Source organism: Nostoc sp. DedQUE02, from assembly GCF_034531035.1.
GTDB lineage: Bacteria > Cyanobacteriota > Cyanobacteriia > Cyanobacteriales > Nostocaceae > Nostoc.
The window spans coordinates 1-19,224 of sequence record NZ_JAVRBY020000044.1 but is presented as its reverse complement, the minus strand read 5'-3'; the positions used below and the strand labels follow the sequence as shown (position 1 = coordinate 19,224).

General features: G+C 41.3%; 13 protein-coding genes and 3 pseudogenes. 5 read left to right on the top strand and 11 right to left on the bottom strand.

The features are described 5' to 3' along the window. Nucleotides 1-98 precede the first annotated feature (98 nt). The 3 genes from RMX98_RS25970 to RMX98_RS25960 are packed head-to-tail and all read right to left on the bottom strand — an operon-like array spanning nt 99 to nt 2,732. Nucleotides 99-1,196, bottom strand: coding sequence for a serine protease (locus tag RMX98_RS25970; protein ID WP_322680767.1), 1,098 nt, complete (start codon nt 1,194-1,196; stop codon nt 99-101). Between the two features lie 15 nt (nt 1,197-1,211). Beyond that, a complete protein-coding gene (locus RMX98_RS25965) occupies nt 1,212-2,126 on the bottom strand; it encodes a serine protease (RefSeq protein ID WP_322680768.1) in 915 nt (304 codons plus the stop codon). Between the two features lie 21 nt (nt 2,127-2,147). Beyond that, nucleotides 2,148-2,732, bottom strand: a complete 585-nt coding sequence (locus RMX98_RS25960; RefSeq protein WP_322680769.1) for a COP23 domain-containing protein — start codon at nt 2,730-2,732, stop codon at nt 2,148-2,150. A 328-nt stretch (nt 2,733-3,060) separates the two neighbouring features. Between RMX98_RS25960 and RMX98_RS25955 the strand changes: the two genes are divergently transcribed. Next, nucleotides 3,061-5,040, top strand: a complete 1,980-nt coding sequence (locus tag RMX98_RS25955) for a ShlB/FhaC/HecB family hemolysin secretion/activation protein (RefSeq protein ID WP_322680770.1) — start codon at nt 3,061-3,063, stop codon at nt 5,038-5,040. Nucleotides 5,041-5,319: 279 nt separating this feature from the next. Then, nucleotides 5,320-8,343, top strand: a complete 3,024-nt coding sequence (locus tag RMX98_RS25950; protein ID WP_322680771.1) for a UPF0182 family protein — start codon at nt 5,320-5,322, stop codon at nt 8,341-8,343. Between the two features lie 193 nt (nt 8,344-8,536). Here RMX98_RS25950 and RMX98_RS25945 read toward each other — a convergent pair whose 3' ends face one another. The 6 genes and pseudogenes from RMX98_RS25945 to RMX98_RS25920 all read right to left on the bottom strand — a co-directional run bounded on the left by RMX98_RS25945 (nt 8,537) and on the right by RMX98_RS25920 (nt 13,174). Then, nucleotides 8,537-9,010 carry a hypothetical protein gene (locus RMX98_RS25945; RefSeq protein ID WP_322680772.1) on the bottom strand — a complete coding sequence of 158 codons (474 nt, stop codon included), beginning with the start codon at nt 9,008-9,010 and terminating at the stop codon, nt 8,537-8,539. 104 nt (nt 9,011-9,114) lie between these two features. Then, nucleotides 9,115-9,417 carry a hypothetical protein gene (locus RMX98_RS25940; RefSeq protein ID WP_322680773.1) on the bottom strand — a complete coding sequence of 101 codons (303 nt, stop codon included), beginning with the start codon at nt 9,415-9,417 and terminating at the stop codon, nt 9,115-9,117. Between the two features lie 352 nt (nt 9,418-9,769). Beyond that, on the bottom strand, nt 9,770-11,173 hold the full coding sequence (locus RMX98_RS25935; protein WP_322680774.1) for a glycoside hydrolase 100 family protein: 1,404 nt from the start codon (nt 11,171-11,173) through the stop codon (nt 9,770-9,772). 199 nt (nt 11,174-11,372) lie between these two features. Next, nucleotides 11,373-11,441: pseudogene (locus RMX98_RS25930) on the bottom strand (2-deoxy-D-gluconate 3-dehydrogenase); the annotation flags it as partial. Between the two features lie 191 nt (nt 11,442-11,632). Further along, nucleotides 11,633-12,529, bottom strand: a pseudogene (locus RMX98_RS25925) (APC family permease); the annotation flags it as partial. 216 nt (nt 12,530-12,745) lie between these two features. After that, nucleotides 12,746-13,174 (bottom strand): hypothetical protein, encoded by a 429-nt coding sequence (locus RMX98_RS25920; RefSeq protein ID WP_322680775.1) that lies wholly within the window; start codon nt 13,172-13,174, stop codon nt 12,746-12,748. Between the two features lie 1,552 nt (nt 13,175-14,726). Between RMX98_RS25920 and RMX98_RS25915 the strand changes: the two genes are divergently transcribed. The 3 genes and pseudogenes from RMX98_RS25915 to RMX98_RS25905 all read left to right on the top strand — a co-directional run. Continuing rightward, the gene (locus RMX98_RS25915; RefSeq protein WP_322680776.1) at nt 14,727-15,368 is read left to right on the top strand and encodes a hypothetical protein; all 642 of its coding nucleotides are present in this window, start codon (nt 14,727-14,729) and stop codon (nt 15,366-15,368) included. 176 nt (nt 15,369-15,544) lie between these two features. After that, a complete protein-coding gene (locus tag RMX98_RS25910; RefSeq protein WP_322680777.1) occupies nt 15,545-16,861 on the top strand; it encodes a hypothetical protein in 1,317 nt (438 codons plus the stop codon). Nucleotides 16,862-16,965: 104 nt separating this feature from the next. After that, a pseudogene (locus RMX98_RS25905) lies at nt 16,966-17,133 on the top strand (macrolide ABC transporter ATP-binding protein); the annotation flags it as partial. Nucleotides 17,134-17,290: 157 nt separating this feature from the next. Here RMX98_RS25905 and RMX98_RS25900 read toward each other — a convergent pair. Together RMX98_RS25900 and RMX98_RS25895 are read right to left on the bottom strand one after the other, a co-directional pair. Further along, complete coding sequence (locus RMX98_RS25900; RefSeq protein WP_322680778.1) at nt 17,291-18,088, bottom strand: superoxide dismutase; 798 nt, start codon at nt 18,086-18,088, stop codon at nt 17,291-17,293. Between the two features lie 325 nt (nt 18,089-18,413). Then, nucleotides 18,414-18,977, bottom strand: a complete 564-nt coding sequence (locus tag RMX98_RS25895) for a 3'-5' exonuclease (protein ID WP_322680779.1) — start codon at nt 18,975-18,977, stop codon at nt 18,414-18,416. Nucleotides 18,978-19,224: the final 247 nt, after the last annotated feature.

Below are 19,224 nucleotides of genomic sequence, written 5' to 3'. Positions count from 1 at the left end.
AGATACCATAAAGTTTGTCTGTGCTGATTTGTATAGGTGGCTTGAAATTATATCTGGTTGAGAGTAACAGACAAATTCCAAGCTTCTACCTTCTTCACTTACCACGCACGAGAACCGGAGGAACTAGGAGCAGTATTTTGGTTGGGTGCAGGCTGAATAGATTCTGGGCGGGATGGTGTACTATTCTCCGAACGCGCAGGCTGAATAGACTCTGGGCGGGATGATGTGCTATTCTCCGAATGCTCCTTGACAACATCGATGGTTCCCTCTTCTTCTTCGCTAATATTCGTACTGGGCGGGATTTTCGAGGAATTGTTGCCACCACCTCTCAAGGCAACAAGATTACTGAATAATCCAGGCTCTGAGGTATCAAGTTTTAAACCCAATTCTTGGACAGCATTCGGCATTAATTGAAGAAAAGTCTGAATGGGAATCCCTAAGTTAAATCCGGTCTTATCAGTAATACTTTGAGCGCCGCTTTCTTGGTTTTCTCCAATTGATGCTTGAGGATTAGCTCTTTCTTCTCTGTCACCTTTGCCGTGAATACCTACAAGCCGTCCTGACACATCAAATACAGGCCCGCCACTCATCCCTACTCTAGTGACACTTGTATAAACCAGTGCATATCCATTTTCTACTGCTTGTGCATCTTGTTCGCCTTCAACTGAACTCTCATCCAAGCGACTGGAAATCAAAGAAGAGGTGAACTGAAACACACGCTTTTTAATCGCTGCACCAGGGTTAGGAAATCCAGCAATATAGACACCAGCGCCTTCAGTCGTATAACTAGAATTACCAAGAGCGGCTGTTTGATAAGTGCGATCGCTGCGAAACTTCACAATCGCTAAATCTACACCAGGCAATTTCTGAATATCTTTCTGTGTGGAAATCGCAATTTTTTGGCGTTTTCTACCTCCTTGGGGCAGAGGTGTGACAACGGAATATTCATCATCGTCGTATTGGACAACGTGAGTCGCTGTCAGCACCACGTAAACGTTTTTTCCTCCTTCCTGGTAGCGCCCGATAATCACGCCTGAACCTGGAGAATTAACTGTAGGCTCAATCCGTACTACGGTTGATTTAGCAATATTAGCTACATCAGTTGGTAGTAGTGCTTGTTTAGCCATTGCTGGACTGGCTAGCGCGATCATTGCGACACCAACAAAGCAACCTGGTAAGAGATATCGATTTAGCATGGCGCTGATTCCTTTTTACCAAAATGAACTTGGAGAGATTTGATTAGTTGTTGGGATGGGAAAACTTGGCGTTCCCTCTGGAGATAAGGGTAAATGGGGAACTTCAGGAACAATGGGAGTGGGAAAGGAAGATTGCACTTTAGGTGGAGATGTCGCCCCAGTGGCAAATTGGGGAGCAAGTTGTAAAAATGTTTGAATTGGAACAGCCCAACTAGATGCATCAAATTTTTGTCGGACTTGTAAAACTGGGGTGGAACCGTCTTTAAAGATATAAGTATTGCCCCAGAGAGGGTACTTATGTTTGCCGTTAATTCCTACAAGTTCACCACGACGATTTAGTAATGGGCCACCACTCATTCCTTTAAAAATGTCGTTGCTGTAACCAAGTTGATACCCACCCCGAAAAGCTTTTGGTAACAAGTATTCAACTTTACCCGTTGTGAAAACTAAGCCTTGTTGTTCGTCAGGATAACCAGTTGCAAAGGTTTCATCTCCAATGGCTAGAGATGAACTAGCGATCGCCGCGATCGCATAATTATTCGCACTCCTAAAACTCAGTAAAGCTAAATCATCATCTGGAAATTGCGTAGATTTAATCGCCTGTGCGCTGTAAATCTTGCCATCAGCAGTTTGGATTTGATAACTTTTACCGATTCTCAGGACGTGGGCATTAGTTATTACTGTATAAACTTGACCTTGTTTTTTGATTAAAATTCCTGAACCCCAACCTTGTCCTGCAAGCACTTTGACGGTAATTGCCCGACCGCGATCGCGTAACTGCTTCAATGACAATTGTGCTTTTGCTTGACTAGTTAAACTGACACCCAAAACACTAGCCTGGGAAGCTACTTCTGAAGAAAATGCCTGTGTTGATAGCGTAAACGGTAAACTAGCAACACAAGCAAGCATACAAAAATTACGAAATTTCATTTTGTACTTAATAAAAATTCTTTAGAATGCGCGACCCGGCTTGCTTGGTGTAGTTGGTGTAGCTGCTGCACCATTAGAACCAGTTACTCCTGTCGATGCGTTCAGAGGAGCTAATTTTTGTGTCAAGTTAACATAAGTCCGACCTTTAGATTCATACAAAGCAGGGCCAGCACCATCACGCACATCAAAGAGTCTTTGCAAGGTTTCTGCCGCATTCACACCACGCTTGAGGGTGAATAGTAGATTGCTGCTGTTGCAACTACCTCCTGGACTGGCTGCACAAACTACAGGCATACCGTTAACTACACCTGCGGTGATGTAATCTAAAGAACCATTGTTATGAGCTTGTTGAAATCTTGCAGACACTTGCTGACAACGGGTTACAGGGTCATATCCAGAACCAGTAAAATACTCTGAGTACCAGCGAACTACTGACAAGCTTGCACCTGTCGCGATGTTGGTAGCCTTCGTTGCAGGTAATGCACTACTAGTAGTATCGCAAGAAAACTGAATAGTGCCTGCTGCGTAGCTAGGTGTGTTGAAAACTGCTCCTAGACCACTTAGAAGGGCAACTCCACTCAGAATAGCTAAAGATTGTCTCAACATCTGACTGTCTCCTAACAAATATTGTTTATATTTCTCGTCCAAGATATCCTGTAATAAATCTAACCGAGTATAGGAATATTGCGTAAGTACGTACTTGATAATTTTTTAATCAAAATATGATTTTCTTTACGAATAAGCAGCATATTATCAGGTCATATATGTAAATTATAAGTGCTAAATATTACTTACACTAGTGATATATCTTTTGATTAATTTTAGAAAAAGCCTGTAAAACTCAGCCAACACTACATCAGAGTGAATCTCGTGTGTTAACTTGGAAACCTCCTAGTTATCTACGTAGGCAAATTCAAAAGAGAGTAGTAATTGTATGCGGTGGCATTTAAAGTTTAGGATGCAGTATGTATTTTTAGTTCATGGTGTGTTATGGCTGGCATCCATATCGCCAAGTTATGGTAATTTGTCTAGTTCATCTGTATTTTTAGAAAGAGATGCAGGAGGCAGAGGGGAAGAGGCAGAAGGAATACTGCTCGACGCTAACGCTGCCCTATCTGCCTCTTGCCACGACCAAACAGGTTTTGGGTTTGAGTCCGCATCCAAATCTCTGATTTTGTATCCTGCCATCACTCTAGGTCTGTTAGCACAGCGTCTTCAAGAATTGCCTACGCTGTATTGCAACCTCCTGCTTCCTTCACAATTACCAGATCAGATATTGGCGCAAGCAGCAAATCCAGAAGGCGATCCAAATCGGCAAAGGTTTCCGCAATCTGCACCAAATCCAGAACCTTTACCGCCAGAAACTCAAACACCTGTGCAGCCGATTCCGACTCCAGAACCTGCGCCTGTGCCTGCTGTTGAAAGTATTCAGGTTAAGAAAATTGAGGTGACAGGCAGTACAATTTTGAATTCAGAGCAACTGAATTCCATCACAAAGCCAGTTGAAGGACGTTCTGTCAGCTTAGAACAACTCAGAGAAGTTGCCGATGCAATTACCCAAATCTATCTTGAGCGCGGCTTTATCACCTCAAGAGCAATTTTGGTTGACCAAGCAATTACCGGTGGTGTGGTACAAATTCGGGTAATTGAAGGTGGTGTGGAAAAAATTGAAATCCAAGGAACAAAACGCCTGAATCCTAATTATGTGCGATCGCGTGTCGCTCTAGGCGCTAGTAAACCTCTTTCCACAGCTAATTTAGAAGACCAATTAAGATTGTTACGAACCGATCCTCTACTGTCAAATGTAGAAGCTAGCTTACGCACAGGTAATCAGGTTGGTCAAAGTATTCTGGTAGTCAGAGTTAGTGAAGCTGATGCCTTTGATGGGTCAGTAAGTATTGATAATTATTCCCCACCTAGCGTTGGTTCTGAAAGATTGGGCTTTAATGCTAGTTATCGAAACCTCACCGGTATAGGTGATGAACTTGCAGCAGCTTATTACCGCACAACCCAGGGAGGCTCAAATATTTATGATTTTAGCTACCGAGTACCACTAAATGCGATGAATGGTACTTTACAACTACGTACCACTATTAACAACAACAAAGTCGTTCAAGAACCTTTGAATGCCTTTGATATTCGGGGAGAATCCCGGTTATATGAAATAAGTTATCGTCAGCCTTTGGTGCGATCGCCTCGTGAAGAATTAGCTTTATCATTAGGCTTTACTGTCCAAGATGGTCAGACATTTACTTTCGCAGGCCCAACAGCTTTTGGCTTTGGGCCTGACACAGAAGGTAATAGCCGTACCCGTGTTATTAAGTTTGGTCAAGATTATGTACGCCGGGATGTCAATGGTGCATGGGCATTGCGATCGCTATTTAATTTGGGTATTGGTAGCTTTGATGCCACTATCAACTCTGACCCTGTTCCTGATGGTCGCTTTTTCAGTTGGTTGGCGCAAGTCCAACGGGTGCAACGGTTGACTACCGATAATCTCTTAATCGCCCAAGCTGAGGTACAACTAACACCCAATGGTTTATTACCCTCTCAGCAGTTTGTGATTGGCGGTGGTCAATCTTTGCGCGGTTATCGACAAAATGCCCGCGCTGGCGATAACGGAGTCCGATTTTCGCTAGAAGACCGCATCACTCTAGAAAAAGACGAATCTGGAAATTCTACGCTGCAAATTGCTCCATTTTTCGATGCGGGAGTGATCTGGAATGTGAATAATAACCCCAACCAGTTACAAAAACAGAAATTTTTAGCAGGTGTGGGATTAGGAGTTTTATGGGAACCGTTACCAAATCTAAATATGCGGTTAGATTATGGTCTTCCCCTAATTAACTTAGATGACCGGGGTGAAAATGCTCAGGATCATGGCTTTTATTTTAGTGTAGGATATCGGCTTTGAGGCATTGCTAAATTTAGCTATTCTAGAAAGTAGTAATAATTTTTGGAAAAGTATCAACTGGTTGCAGCGAAGAATCTCCCACCAATGAGTAGGTATGGTGAGGGAGGAACGCCGCTTCTGGACTGGGGTTTGGGGGCGGGAAAACATTCCAAAATATGTTCGTGCTTAGAGCTAATTCCATAATTTGTCGTTTGAAATACCACTACTCCAGTCCCTCCCTTTTACATACTTTCCTTAATGCAGTAAGGTTAGCTTTGCAGAGAGTTTGGCCACCACGGAATGTATCGGAAATGGGGCTTTAGAATATTAATCGGATTCTTGGGGCTGTGGCTACTGTTGGATCTGGGTTCCCGGCTGGGAGCAGAGATTTTTTGGTTTCAGGAAGTCGGCTATCTCCAAGTATTTCTGTTGAGGGTGATAACTGGTAGTATTTTGTGGGTAGTGGTGGCTGGAATAACTGCTGCTTATCTACTGCTAAACCTGGCTTTAGCACAACGACTAAAATATCCCCAGTCTTTGAAGGTTGAGTCAGCACAACTCAGCAGTAAATTAACAAATTTTCTCAGTCCTGATTATCAAAGAAGCAACGAAACCCAAAGACTTACACCACAACGCTTTCAAGCATTGAGATTGCGTTGGTTATTACCTCTGACTCTGGTACTGAGCTTGTTGATCGGGTTGATGCTGGCTCACTATGGTCAAATTGCTCTTTTTTACTGGCATTCTCCCGTTAATCAGGCTAATCTACCTGTTCCTGCCTTATTTCGACCAGAGACAATCTGGCAACTCTTGAGGCAGATTCCCTCTCAAATCTGGAATCTCAGCTTCATTGGGGGAGTTGCGATCGCCATCTTAATTTATCCCCAATTTTTATTAACTGCGATCGCAGTTTTGCTCAGTCCCATTTTTGCGTTCATCCTATTCCAACACTGGCCAAAACTGCTGCAATATTTCTACCCCACCCTTTTCAACAGCACTGAGCCTTTATTTGGTCGAGATATCAGCTTTTACGTATTTTCCTTACCCTTTTGGGAACTGCTAGAACTCTGGCTGATGGGATTATGTTTGTATGGCTTCGTCGCCGTTACTCTCACTTATCTATTGTCAGGGGATAGTTTGAGTCAAGGAATTTTCCCTGGTTTTTCGCCCCAGCAGCAGCGTCATTTATACGGTATGGGTGGCTTATTGATGCTGGTGGTAGCTCTAAGTTATTGGCAAAGTCGCTATGAACTCGTGTATTCTAGCCGTGGAGTAAGTTATGGTGCCAGCTATACCGATGTGACAGCCCAGTTGCCAGCTTACACCGTATTATGCATTCTGGCAGTAGCGATCGCCTTTTACCTACTTTGGCGAACGTTTTTCTGGAAACCCAAATCGCAGTATCGTCCTTTGGTATTTTACGGATTAGGGGTTTATCTAGTATTAGTTGCTGCTGGCGTTGTTCTACCGATTGTGGTGCAATATTTAATTGTCCAACCTAATGAGTTGCAACGAGAGCAACCCTATATTCAGCGTACTATCGCCTTGACTCGCCAAGCATTTGATTTAGAGGCGATCGATTCTAGAGGCTTCAACCCCCAAGGAACATTGACTGAAGCTGACATTCAAAAAAATGACCTGACAATTCGGAATATTCGCCTTTGGGATCAGCGACCACTGTTAGAAACTAACCGTCAACTGCAACAAATTCGGCCGTATTATCGGTTCCCCGATGCCGATATTGATCGTTATACTCTCAAAACAGATATAGCTTCCCGCCAACCATCCGCTCCCCAAAAGCCACCAGAACCAGTTGAAGCACCAGAACGGCGACAGGTATTGATTGCCGCACGAGAATTAGATTACACTGCTGTACCACAGGAAGCTCAAACATGGGTTAACCGCCATTTAATTTATACCCACGGTTTCGGATTCACTGTTAGCCCAGTTAATACAGTTGGGCCGGGTGGGCTACCAGAATATTTTGTCAAAGATATTAGCGGTAATAGTACTGCTCTGACAACTTCCAGTGAAGCCATTCGTGAAAGTATTCCCATTGGACAACCCCGGATTTATTACGGCGAAATTACTAATAGTTATGTAATGACTGGCACAAAAGTTAGAGAATTGGACTACCCAAGCGGTAGTGATAATGTTTACAACTCTTACAATGGTCTGGGTGGTGTTGAAATTGGTTCGGTATGGCGGCGCTTGCTATTTGCGATGTATTTGAAAGATTGGCAGATGTTGCTGACACGGGATTTTTTGCCAGATACAAAAGTCTTACTTCGACGAAATGTCAAGCAAAGAATTCAAGCGATCGCACCTTTCCTGAAATTTGACAGCGACCCTTATTTAGTAGCTGCTGCTGCTAATCAAGATTTTCCCAGTAATCCCAGTAATCTTTACTGGATTGTTGATGCCTACACAACGAGCGATCGCTATCCTTACTCAGACACTGGTAGCGATGGTATCAACTACATTCGCAATTCGAGCAAAGTAGTAATTGATGCTTACAACGGTACTGTTAACTTTTATATTGCCGATCCAAGCGATCCGATCATTGGCACTTGGTCAAACATATTTCCTAAAATGTTCAAACCGCTCAGTGCTATGCCAGTAAATCTCCGCAGTCATACCCGGTATCCAGTAGACTTTTTCAAAATTCAATCTAAGCGGTTGATGACTTACCACATGACCGATCCTCAGGTATTTTATAACCGGGAAGACCAATGGCAAATCCCCAACGAAATTTATGGTAGTGAACCCCGTCCGGTAGAGCCTTACTATTTGATTACTAGTCTACCTACAGTCGCTTTTGTTGGCGATCGCGATCGTGTCTCTGAAAGAGAAGCCTCTCGTAGAGAAGAATTTATCCTGTTTCTCCCTTATACTCCCAAACAACGGACTAATTTAATCGCTTGGTTAGCGGCGCGATCCGATGGCAAGAATTATGGTAAGCTCGTCCTATACGTATTTCCTAAAGAACGCCTGGTTTATGGGACAGAGCAAATCGAGGCGCGGATTAACCAAGACCCAGTAATTTCTCAGCAAATTTCCTTGTGGAATCGCCAGGGTTCAAGGGCGATTCAAGGCAATCTATTAGTAATTCCTATTGAGCAATCCTTACTGTATGTCGAGCCAATCTATCTAGAAGCCACACAGAATAGTCTGCCAACTTTGGTGCGGGTAGTCGTGGCTTACGAAAACCGGATTGTCATGGCCCAAACTTTAGAACAAGCCTTGCAGGGAATTTTTAAACCAGAGGTTACACCAGCTCCGGCGATTATCCGTCCCTTTGAAGAAGCAACCCCCCCAGGTTAAGCGATTTTAAGATTAAATAGTTACATAGCAGGCGACAGTGAGCGATTGCCATTAACAAAATTTATTGCAACAGACATAGTTTAACGTAACGCGAAAGTCCCCACCTTCAGCGTACTCGCAAGGTAGGGATGAATAGCTTTCTGCTACAAGATTTAGTCCACTTCTAAACAGAGGTTTTTATTAATTTGTCCCTCTAGTTAAAGAAAAATTTTCCCAAGATTGGGTCTTGTTTGAGGGATTGAATAAAATCCCTCAAAGTCATCATGCTACCCGTTAAAGTGAACTTAGGAGTACCATTTTGAGCAACGATTCTCACTTCACCGTCTTGGATCTGAATCTTATTTTTAATGTTGTCCCATAGATTATCGAAGCTCTCATCATCTTCGCAACCATTAGCTTCAAGGAATCTTTGGCGTACTTCTGTTTTTAGTGCTAGTGCTTCTGCTGCTTGGGTACGCGCCTCAAAGTGCTTAATTACATCCTCATAAGCACTTTCTCTGAGAGTTTTGTTTTCAGCCTGGACTTGCTGTAACTGAGTTTTGATGGCTTGCAGTTGGGACGCTAAAGCGGCTGATTTATGGTATTCAAGTTTTAAAGCTTGCTTTGCATTAGCTAACAAAGTTTTATAATCTAGCTGATCTTGATCTTGATTTTTTTCGGATTGCATTTTTATCTCTTGATCAACAGATTTTTGTTGATTGACTCTCGTCAGTTATATAACAAAACTGGCGAGAGTATTAGTAAATATTATCTGGGTTATCTGAGTATTAGTTATTTCACCAATAATGCAGATTCAGAGCTAGGACTCTCTTGAATACTACTCAGACTAGAACTAATGTGCAAGCGAATAGCTCGCTCATAAACTCCAGTCTGCTGAGTGCGTACCCCTATAGGCTGATATATTAAGTTAATTTCTGGGAATTCAGACCAGTACATCAAAAAAATATCTTTAGCTGGCGTCACAATTTCATAATTATTTTCTTGTCTTTTCTTTCTGAGCTTACAATTATTTAGTTGCAATTTCTGTCTGAATAGTTTTTCAAATTCTGGAATTAAATCTGAAGTAGTTTTCATGGTTTATACACGTTAAAACGTGTTAATTATGCAAAGACTATCTGGTGATATTACTAAGTATGACACTTCAGATACCTCTTACAATATAGTGTATCAGTTATCGGGTATTTGAGAAGGGGCATCAGACGCAGAATAAATCGTTGGCGTAGTATCTCCTAGAAAAGAAGCGATCAAAATTTTACCTACCACAAATATGCTATTTATTAACTGAATACTTACTAAAAGTTTGGCATAGACGCAAAGCTGCATCGCTTGTGATGTTGTGTAAATATAGCTATTTAGCAGAAGCACCCTAATACAATTGCACTATTAAATCAGCTTTGGGGGTAGAGTTTTGTGGGGCATTCAGTACCTACAGGCTACAGCCTGGGACTTCAAAACCCTCTGCAAAGCTGATTAATTCCAAGTATTCTGGATTTTCCACAAACTTTTTAGCAGCTAGCAATCCGGCAATGCTCCAAGTTTGATAAGTTCTGGCTTCTTTGCCAATTAAACGACCATTGTTGCCATCGTAGTATTCCGGGAATTTATCTCTAAATAAACGCTTTTCGGCAATAGCGATCGCTGCTTGGGCAAGTTCTGTTCGACCTGCTTTCAGTGCTGCCGCAGTAAATAACCACAGTAAAACGGGCCAGTTACCGCCGTTGTGATAAGACCAAGCCCTGTTTTTAGAATCACATCCTGTAACAATCCTCCACTCTAAACCTTCCAAGGCTGGAAAGCAAATTTTAACAGGCATATAGCCGATCAAGTCTTGCCAACGTTGGGCAAATAAATTCATAATGCTTTGAGATTCTTTTTCGCTTGCTAAGGAAGCTAAGATTGCCATCAGATTTCCCAGAGCAAAAAAGCGAAAATCTATCCGTCCCGGCCCCAAGTTTCCCGCTAAATATCCTCCAGTTTCGGGCAACCACTCGGTCAACCAACTAGGGATTGATTCTGAGTTGATGTTGAATTTATTAACAATTTCTTTACCAAATTCGTTATCCTTGTAACGATAGATTTCCCCCAATCGCTTCAGGTCTAGCCAGTAATAGTTGCGGATATGATATTTCAAAGATCCTAAGCGTCTATTGACTTTGCCAATGTAGCTATCGCCATCTCCATTTGGTAAAAGCAATTCATTAGCAGCTCTGAGGGACGCATAGAATAACACCTGAATTTCTAGAGGATGTTCGTAGACTCCCATACGACGGTCAATCATAAATGCGCCATCGGGAACTAACATTGTTGGGTACATGGAAAAGCGATGTACCAAGCAAAGATCCAAAATTAACTTGATTCCTGCTTGAAAATCTGGCTGACGCGCTAGAGTCAAATCGCCTGTAGCTTTTTCATAGGCGCGTAGCAAGAGAATCCACCACATACAAGAATCAATTGGAGGAACACGAGCGATCGCTAGTTCACCAAAATCAGCGACCAAAAATTCCTCATTCCCAGTAGAATGTACTTTGAAACTTGCAGGCATTAATCCCGCTCCCGGTTCAAAGCAGTCTATCTGCTTTTCATGACTTTGTAATTTCAGTGTTTCTACTAAGAAGTTACGCACAATCTCTGCTTTGCCGTGCATGAGAAACACCAAGGCAGAAGGGACAAAATCGCGGAGGAAGCACTGGTCATAATTGAGTGCATCTGACTCCGCATCCTGGGCGGCTACAGTACCAATGGGTTTTCCCTGGTAATAAATTATCGACTCTTCCAACAATTCCCAGGCTTCTGCTTCTAGCAAACTGTTCTTATCGATCGCGCTAGTCATAAGCGTTTAATTCCACTAATGGTATGTATCGGCTCAATTGTGGAAAGTACGCAAGCCTTACATCAAGGGAGAGGCAGGGAAAAGGGGGAAATGACTTCACCAAGAACTGCTCTGAAGCAAAGCAGAATGTCTGAGTCCCCCATTTCTACAAGCGTGGTTCGTACCCTACACGAGGCTAACAAAACAGGCAACGTAGCTTTGCGATCGCCTGACCAATACCGGAAGTTGCACCTGTAATTAAAGCATTCTTTCCTTTTAACCCTATCATATTTTCTGCTTACAGCATAAATCATGTATTTGAACCACATCTGTCGTCAGGGCACAGCATTGCTCATTAGTGTCAACTTAACGCCAAACACTTGGCTCTTTTAAGGGCAAGGGGGAAAGGGAAAGATGTTTACTCCTTTAACCTTTCCCCTTTTCCCAGCCCTCACCTAACAATTTTGGGTTGGCAGACTACTAGCCTTGACGATAGTTATTCCAGAACAGCAGGGGGATATCGGCTGCCACAACTAAAACACCTGCAACTGCTCCCACACCTGTATAAACCAAGCTGGAATAAAGCAAGTAAACACAGACGGCACAAAAGAGTAATGGTGTGAAAGGATAAAATGGCACACGGCATGGACGCACTATGTGGGGTTCGCGGATTCGCAATACCAGCAGTGATATACCGGAAAGCAAGAAGAAGAACCAAAATATCGGGGCGGTGTAATCCACCATTGTTTCAAAGCCTTTGCGGGTGAGCGTGCCTAAAAAAACCAGTGCTAAAGCGATCGCAGCTTGTAAGAATAAGGCATAGGTAGGGCTACTAGGAGGTTGCTGCCAGCGCCCCATAAAACCAAATAGCGAAAAATCCTGTCCCAGTGCGAAATTGGTACGCGCTCCGGTAAAGATTGTGGCGTTGGTTGCTCCTAAAGTAGCGATCGCAATCAATACACTGATGAACAAAGCTCCTGGTGCGCCCCAAAGAGAGCGCATTAAATCTGCGGCTACTGCTTCGGACTGGGCCATATTTGCTAATCCCAATCCCCGCAGGTAAGCCAGATTGATGAGTAAGTAAATAGTAGTGATGATGCCAATACTCCACATCAGCGATCGCACAATGTTACGTCGTCCATCTTGAATTTCTGCCGAGATGTAAGCCGCTTCATTCCAACCGCCGTAAGAGAGCAACACAAACACCATTCCCAATCCCCACGTTCCTGATGATGCAGATTCCACAGGGGCGGCAGAATTGGGAATGGTGGTAAGTCCAAGAATTACTACCAGCAATAAACCCAGAACTTTCGCACCACTCAGCAAGTTTTGTGTCCACTTACCCTGCTGCAAACCGATGATGTTCAAAGCAGTTAACTTTTCCCTTTATCAATACAAAACTTTATATAGTTCGGTTTAATCGCGTCTACTTACTTAGCGTAATTCCTACACTGCAAACGTTTTATTGATTTAATATGCTTGATTTACACCTACTGTAAGACTGCGATCGCTCCCTAATTTTGATTAAAAAGAGATGCACATCTGTACGCTCTTAATTAAGAAATAATATATCGGCTTCTTATTCTTAATTCTTTAGTATCTGTTACTGGAAAAAAATAAAATATCTATTACTTCACCTACTACCAAACCCAAGACAGCTAGGACAGTTATAAGCCAAAATGAATCTAGTTTATTGCAACCAGAAAAGCGCATTTCTAAATCAGCTAAAAGCGTAGTTGCTAAGGGGATAATAAAGAACCTTAATAATATTGACCAAGTTGCTACAAAAGCAATAGATATACTTAAAAATAATATGACAACTAAAGTTCTCGATCCAAATTCAACCAAACGCTCTAACCAAGAAAAACTCTTTCGCACTACAGCTATAACCATAGCCACTACAAAAGCTCCCACTAACCAAATAATATGATTAGCAGCAAGATACCATCCCAGGAGAGTATAAGCCAATAAGAGTAATACTAAAGGCATCAAGGGAATCCTGTTAAAAAATTCCACATTCATACTGCCAAGGCTTGTAAAAATACCAAATTAATATCTTAATTTTAGTAAAAAATCGTTATTAGTGAAACTTGTAATTATACCAACTTGGCTCAGGATATTTCTCTATCTATAGAGCTAATTTAAGCACATACTCTTTCGTTATGACAATATATAGTCCTACTTAAAACACTCAGAGAAGTCGGAAATCTTTAGCTTACAAGCTTATAAGGTCTGTGGCGACAACTGAAACACCGTGCTAAATCGCGAATTTTATACTTATATTTAACTTAACTTTGTTTGGTGCGTAGGCATAGCCCATCCTAGACATCGCTTGACACGATAATTAGAAACTTGGATTAGCGATCGCAATCTATTACTTATACGTATTTTATTCAAAATATAAGTTATATTTACTACATAAATTAAGGGTTTACTAACAAATGGCACTAAGAAAAGCCCAAAAGCTTGTGTAGACTCGTTCCCAGCCTGGAGGTTTGAGAATGTATTCCGAGAGGTTCTACCTCTTGTCAAGCTATGGAGGCGGAGCCTCCTAGAATGAGTTCCCAAGCCTGGAGGCTCTTAACCAGTCAGGATAAGGGCTGTATCTTAACAAGCGTGTCATTCGGTTTATTAAAAATAGTATTAAGTTCTTAAATACTAGTAGTGTGTAAATAGATTAAGCTTGTCTCTCACGTATTTGCTGTGAAATTGAATGAAGAGGTAGTTACGATTCCCGTAAGAATTCAGGAGTCAGAATAGTTAAAAAATCAGGAGAGCATTTGATGAATAAATATACCAATCATTCTAGATTCCTGATAAATTCTGATTAGACATAGGAGTGAAAAATAATTGTTTTGACGTAGCACTGCTAAGTCTCTACAAGGGTTCTGGGTAACACATATTTAATTTCTGGAGATGTGTATTCCTGACTCTTGGGTGCTGAATTCCTACTGATTCCCAGTGTACAGCTTTGACAACTGTCCACAATACTGTTGCATGTCTCAAGCTCATGGTAATATTATTTTACTGTCAAGGAGATATGATTTTATACATCCATTTGTAACCATGCTGAAACAGCTAATTAGGTGTGCTACCTCCAAAAAAAAAAATTATTCAACCTACCCAGGAAATCAACAAAAGCCCTAATGTGCAAAGCACAGAGCTTTTTAAACTCTGCTTATATAAGGTACTAAAGAGCTAATTAAAGCTCTTTTTTAGGAATCATGATAGCCAGCTATAAAGGCATAAAACCCTCTTGAAATGGCAAAAAATTAGACAATAGTAAATAGAAAAATTCTGACACAATGTCGATTGTTTTTTGTGTATGTAAAAATATCAAAAAGCCTAATTTTTATTGCCAACAAAACATTGGTATTGATGTTTTATTTAGATATTGATTCTATTCGTACTTAGTTACCAATATATAAAAGCCCTATTTGATTAGTGAAAACTTAAGTTTCCCTCGCTCAAATCAGGCAAACACTTAAATTTAACAAATAATTTAGGGCTGCTAGATAAATCTCGTAGTAACAATTTGACTATTCACAAAGTAAGTAAAAGTAACAGGAAAAACATGAATATCATTGTTCGTTTGTTTGGAGCGATCGCTCTTCAAGTATCTGCATTGGCTGCAATGTCTAGCATGGCAATGTCTAATGACAAGCCCTTTCGCGTCAATACTCAAGAGACTCCTGCTGTTCATCCACAGAAAACAACACAGAGGATTTGCTCTTTAGATCCCATTGAAGATTTATTACCTCCACCACAAACTAAGGCAAGTAATTCTTTGCTTTCTTACCTTGCTGAACAGGGTTTTACACAAAATAATGAGGGTTCTTGGGTCTGTTATGCCAACGATCCTAAAAAAGAAGGACGTTACTTTACTCTATTTAAGGTTAAACAAGTTGATAACAGGCTCATAGCAAGTTCTTTCCTAGATGAAGGCAGTCTGATTCAAGGGCAGGAAAATCGGAGCTTGGACTTCTTTATGATGCTGATTGAGCATCATACGAATACTACTCAAGAGAACCGTCAAGGTATACGTAGATATTTACAAGCCTTCGTTTCCTTAGTCAAAGAAGGGAAAATCAAACCTACCCGTCGTGGGTATCTTTTTGATCAACCAAACCGGGCAATGGTCTTATATCACACACTCTCATCAGGAAATCTCAAAGGTACAGGAATCACGATCAATATTTATTTACCTAAGAGTTGAATTAGAGAGTGGAGACAAGAGGATAAGGAGACAAAGGGAAATTATTGAACAAGTCTCTCCCTTGTCTCCTCCTCTTTCGTGTCTACCTTGTCTTTTCTCTATACCCAATGCCCAATTAAATTGCTGTCGTTTAGTGGAGGTGCATCTTGTCTAAATCAAGTGTTCAAAGAATTACGATGCCGTTCGCAAAGCATCTTGTAGAGAAGGTAGTTCGCTTTGGAGCGATCGCATTTTCATCTGTTGCAGTAGTACTCACTACATATCAGTCTGCTTTTGCACAGCTAAATATTGGACGCTATGGCATCCAACAAGGACTGGAGTCTGAGTATCTCCAGTACCAAATCAATAACCAGAATCTAAGCCAGATGCGAGTCATTCCTGCATGTAATGTGGGATTTGGTCTGACCTGCAATAAGACCGGATCGGTAATCCAACGATTAGTGGAGTTGAACAATGGGACTAGTTATCAAAACCTTCTGATCCGAGCAGCCGGTGGGGAGAAAAACTTCCAGAATTTCGCTAGCTTCTACAGCAATAATCCCAATCTCTCTGCGGTGCCTTACGCTTCATTTTGGAGAAACGCATCTCCCACAATCATGGATGGATCTCAATACCTTCTTGGACAATCTTTTGGTCGCAATCCAGTAGAAGGACTCGGACTAGTAACCAAGCAGTTCTACTGGGCACCATACTCAGGAGTCAATGACTCTGTTAGCCTGCGTAATGGATTACTAGACCTAAAATTGTCATACGGACGACTGCTGTTTGAAGAAGCCTCAAAGATTTCTAACATTCAAGAGCAGATTCAATCTCTAGGTCTGTCGCCAGAGATGACAAATTTTTATGTAAATAAAATCTCTACAGGCTTGGATGCCTTGAATTCTGGAGATCAGAACCAACTCCAACAGAAGATTTTTGAAGTACTATCCTTTCCATACTCCGAAGATGGTGGAGAACTCGGACGCCCCAATAATGCGATTCCACAGGAATTTAATCAACTCTTAGGAGAAGATATCGCAGGAGATACTTTACTAAGTGACAACCCACTAGCCTTGGAGGGAGAAACAATAGCCCTTGATGCTTTCCCTGGTTCTACGGGAGATGTCCTAGTACCAGAGGGTTCTGGTTCCTTTCCACTCTGGCCACTAATCGGGGTTGGGGGTCTTGCTTTAATGCTGCTTCTACTACTCGGTGGCGATAGTTCTTCGGCTCAACCATCTGTTTCTTCATCTCAACCACCTGCACCTGTTTCTCCAGCAAATACACCTTTGTCTCTCAATAGCAAAGGCGAATGCGATCTGACTCCCGGTGGTAATGGTTCTGATCACACACAGATGATTGAGGTTCCGTGTAATGTTACTCCTACAACCCCTACGGAAGTGAAGAAGGTAGTGGAGCCATCAATGATCAAAGCACTTGTATTGCTAATTGTTCTACTATCCATAGTGCGTTACAAACACCGATCTTTAAAAATTCGTAATTATGTTACATAAGGGGATTTAGCGAAAAGTCAGAGCGCTGGAAACCAGCGATGTCTGCGAACATCATACTCAGAAAGAAATAATTAACCACGTAGGGTAGCACAGTTAGTTGTGCTACCCTAACCGATGATGAGTTGGCATATATCCGTAATCGCTGCCTTGGCTTTGTGTTTCAGCAGTTCAATTTGCTGGCTCGTTCTACGGCTATAGAAAACGTGATGCTGCCAATAATCTATGCAAGTATTCCCAAATCGGAACGTAGAAAACGCGCAGAGTCAGCTTTAAATTGGGCGTTGCTGATTCCATGTATGAAAACGATTTTGCATAATACCAAAATCCTTGTAGAGACGTAGCAGTGCTACGTCTCTACATCTAGATTCATACTTCTATTCAGCAACGCCTTAAATTGCGTTGGCTTGGCAAAGCGAATGTCAATACGGTTCAGTTCGGGGAGCGTCCCGTAGAGAAGGAAAGGTGTCGCCTGTTAATCTGCGGCCAATTCACCACATTCCACCAATTATCCAAATACTCAGCTCGACGGTTGCGATATTTGAGGTAATAAGCATGTTCCCACAGATCGTTACCCATAATCGGATATGAACCGTCCATAATTGGGTTATCTTGGTTTGCTGTAGTGACAATCTGGAGTTGCTTTTGAGGATTGCGTACTAACCAAACCCAACCACTACCGAAACGAGCTGTACCTGCTGCATTAAACTGTTTTTTAAAAGCATCAAAACTGCCAAAAGTTTGGTTAATTTCTTGAGCGATCGCTCCTGATGGTTGTCCTCCACCTTGGGGACTCATCAGTTGCCAAAAAATCGTGTGGTTGAGATGACCACCAGCGTTATTACGTACTTTTGTGCGAATATCTTCAGGTACGCTGTTCAAATTCACTAGTAAACCTTCAACACTTCTTTTTTGCAAATCTGGATACTGTTTCAATGCATCATTTAAGTTCTTGACGTAGCTAGCATGATGTGCATCATGATGCAATTTCATTGTTTCAGCATCAATAGCTTTTCCTAGTGCCCCATAAGCATAAGGCAATGGTTGTAGCTGTGCAGGAGAAGCACTTAACGATCTATTAGGATAAGCGACAGTGGCAAACGGTCTTGCATCTATTGGTGTGGAAGGTTGTGCCTCAGCTATTGGTACTAGTTCATGAGAAATTAGCACAATTGTCAACACAATTGTTGTGAAGAAAACAACTATTGTTTTTCCCCAAAATCTGATCATAAATTGTAGCCTCGAAATCAATATTATTGGGTTCTAGTCCGATTGGAAACTGTTGTTTTGCAGTCTAATTCAGCCAAATATTATATATGTTACCTTAGTTGTCAGTTAATTTGAACAAGCTATAAATATAGCTGAACTTTTATTTTGTGAAACCATTAAAACCTTATAATCAAAAAAATATTTTTGCTAAGAATAATTATTAATCCAACTCCTAATTTTATTTTGATAGAAGCGTCTCGTCCGTATGAACATCTTGTCCACACTAGAATAGCTAGATTTTATGCACTATTTTAGCTAGGCTATGCTACTAAAATTTTTTTATTATTCAGCTTATTTTTTTGTTTTTCATCTGTCTGTAGATAGCCGCAATGTTACGGGCATCATCAATACCACGATGGTGTGTGCCTTTTAATTCTATCCCCAACTCATTGAGAGCTTGTGCCATACCAAATTTTTTAGATACGCCAAGATATTCTGAAAATTCTTCTTTGATATTTATATGTTTTGAAGTAAAAGGATAAGGAAAATTATGAAACGTGCAATCTTGAATAAATTGTTTTTTGTCGTAATTGCCCCAAGAACAAAAAATATAGTTGGGAAATAAATTAATCCATTCTTTAAAACGAGTAATCGCCTCTAAGAATTTGGGTGCTTCGTCAACATCTTGCTGGCGAATACTAGTCAATTCGGTGCAAAAACCTGTCAGATGTGGATGTCTCACAGGTTGGATGAATTGCTGAAACTCTGAATCAATTTCCCAGGTTGTTCGATTGAGCATCACTGCACCAATTTCGATGATTTCCATTTCGTGACGGGGAATAGTCCCACTGTTACAGCATGTGGCTTCCAAATCGACTATCAGATAATAGTGGGATATTTTAGTATTCATATTAGGCAATAGAGTATTGGCAATTATTTATACTTTTTTTGAAAAATTACACAATTAATGCTGTAATTCTATTGTATTTATTATGCTACATAAATGTTATCCTTACAGCTTTTTTGATTTATTTGAACCATAACCTCCTGTAAAGGCTTATAGCTAGCTGTAGGCTTCTACTAAGAGGATGTTTGAAAAGTCCTCTTCTTGGTAGCAAAACGTTCTAGATCCCCCTAAATCCCCCGATAAATTGGGG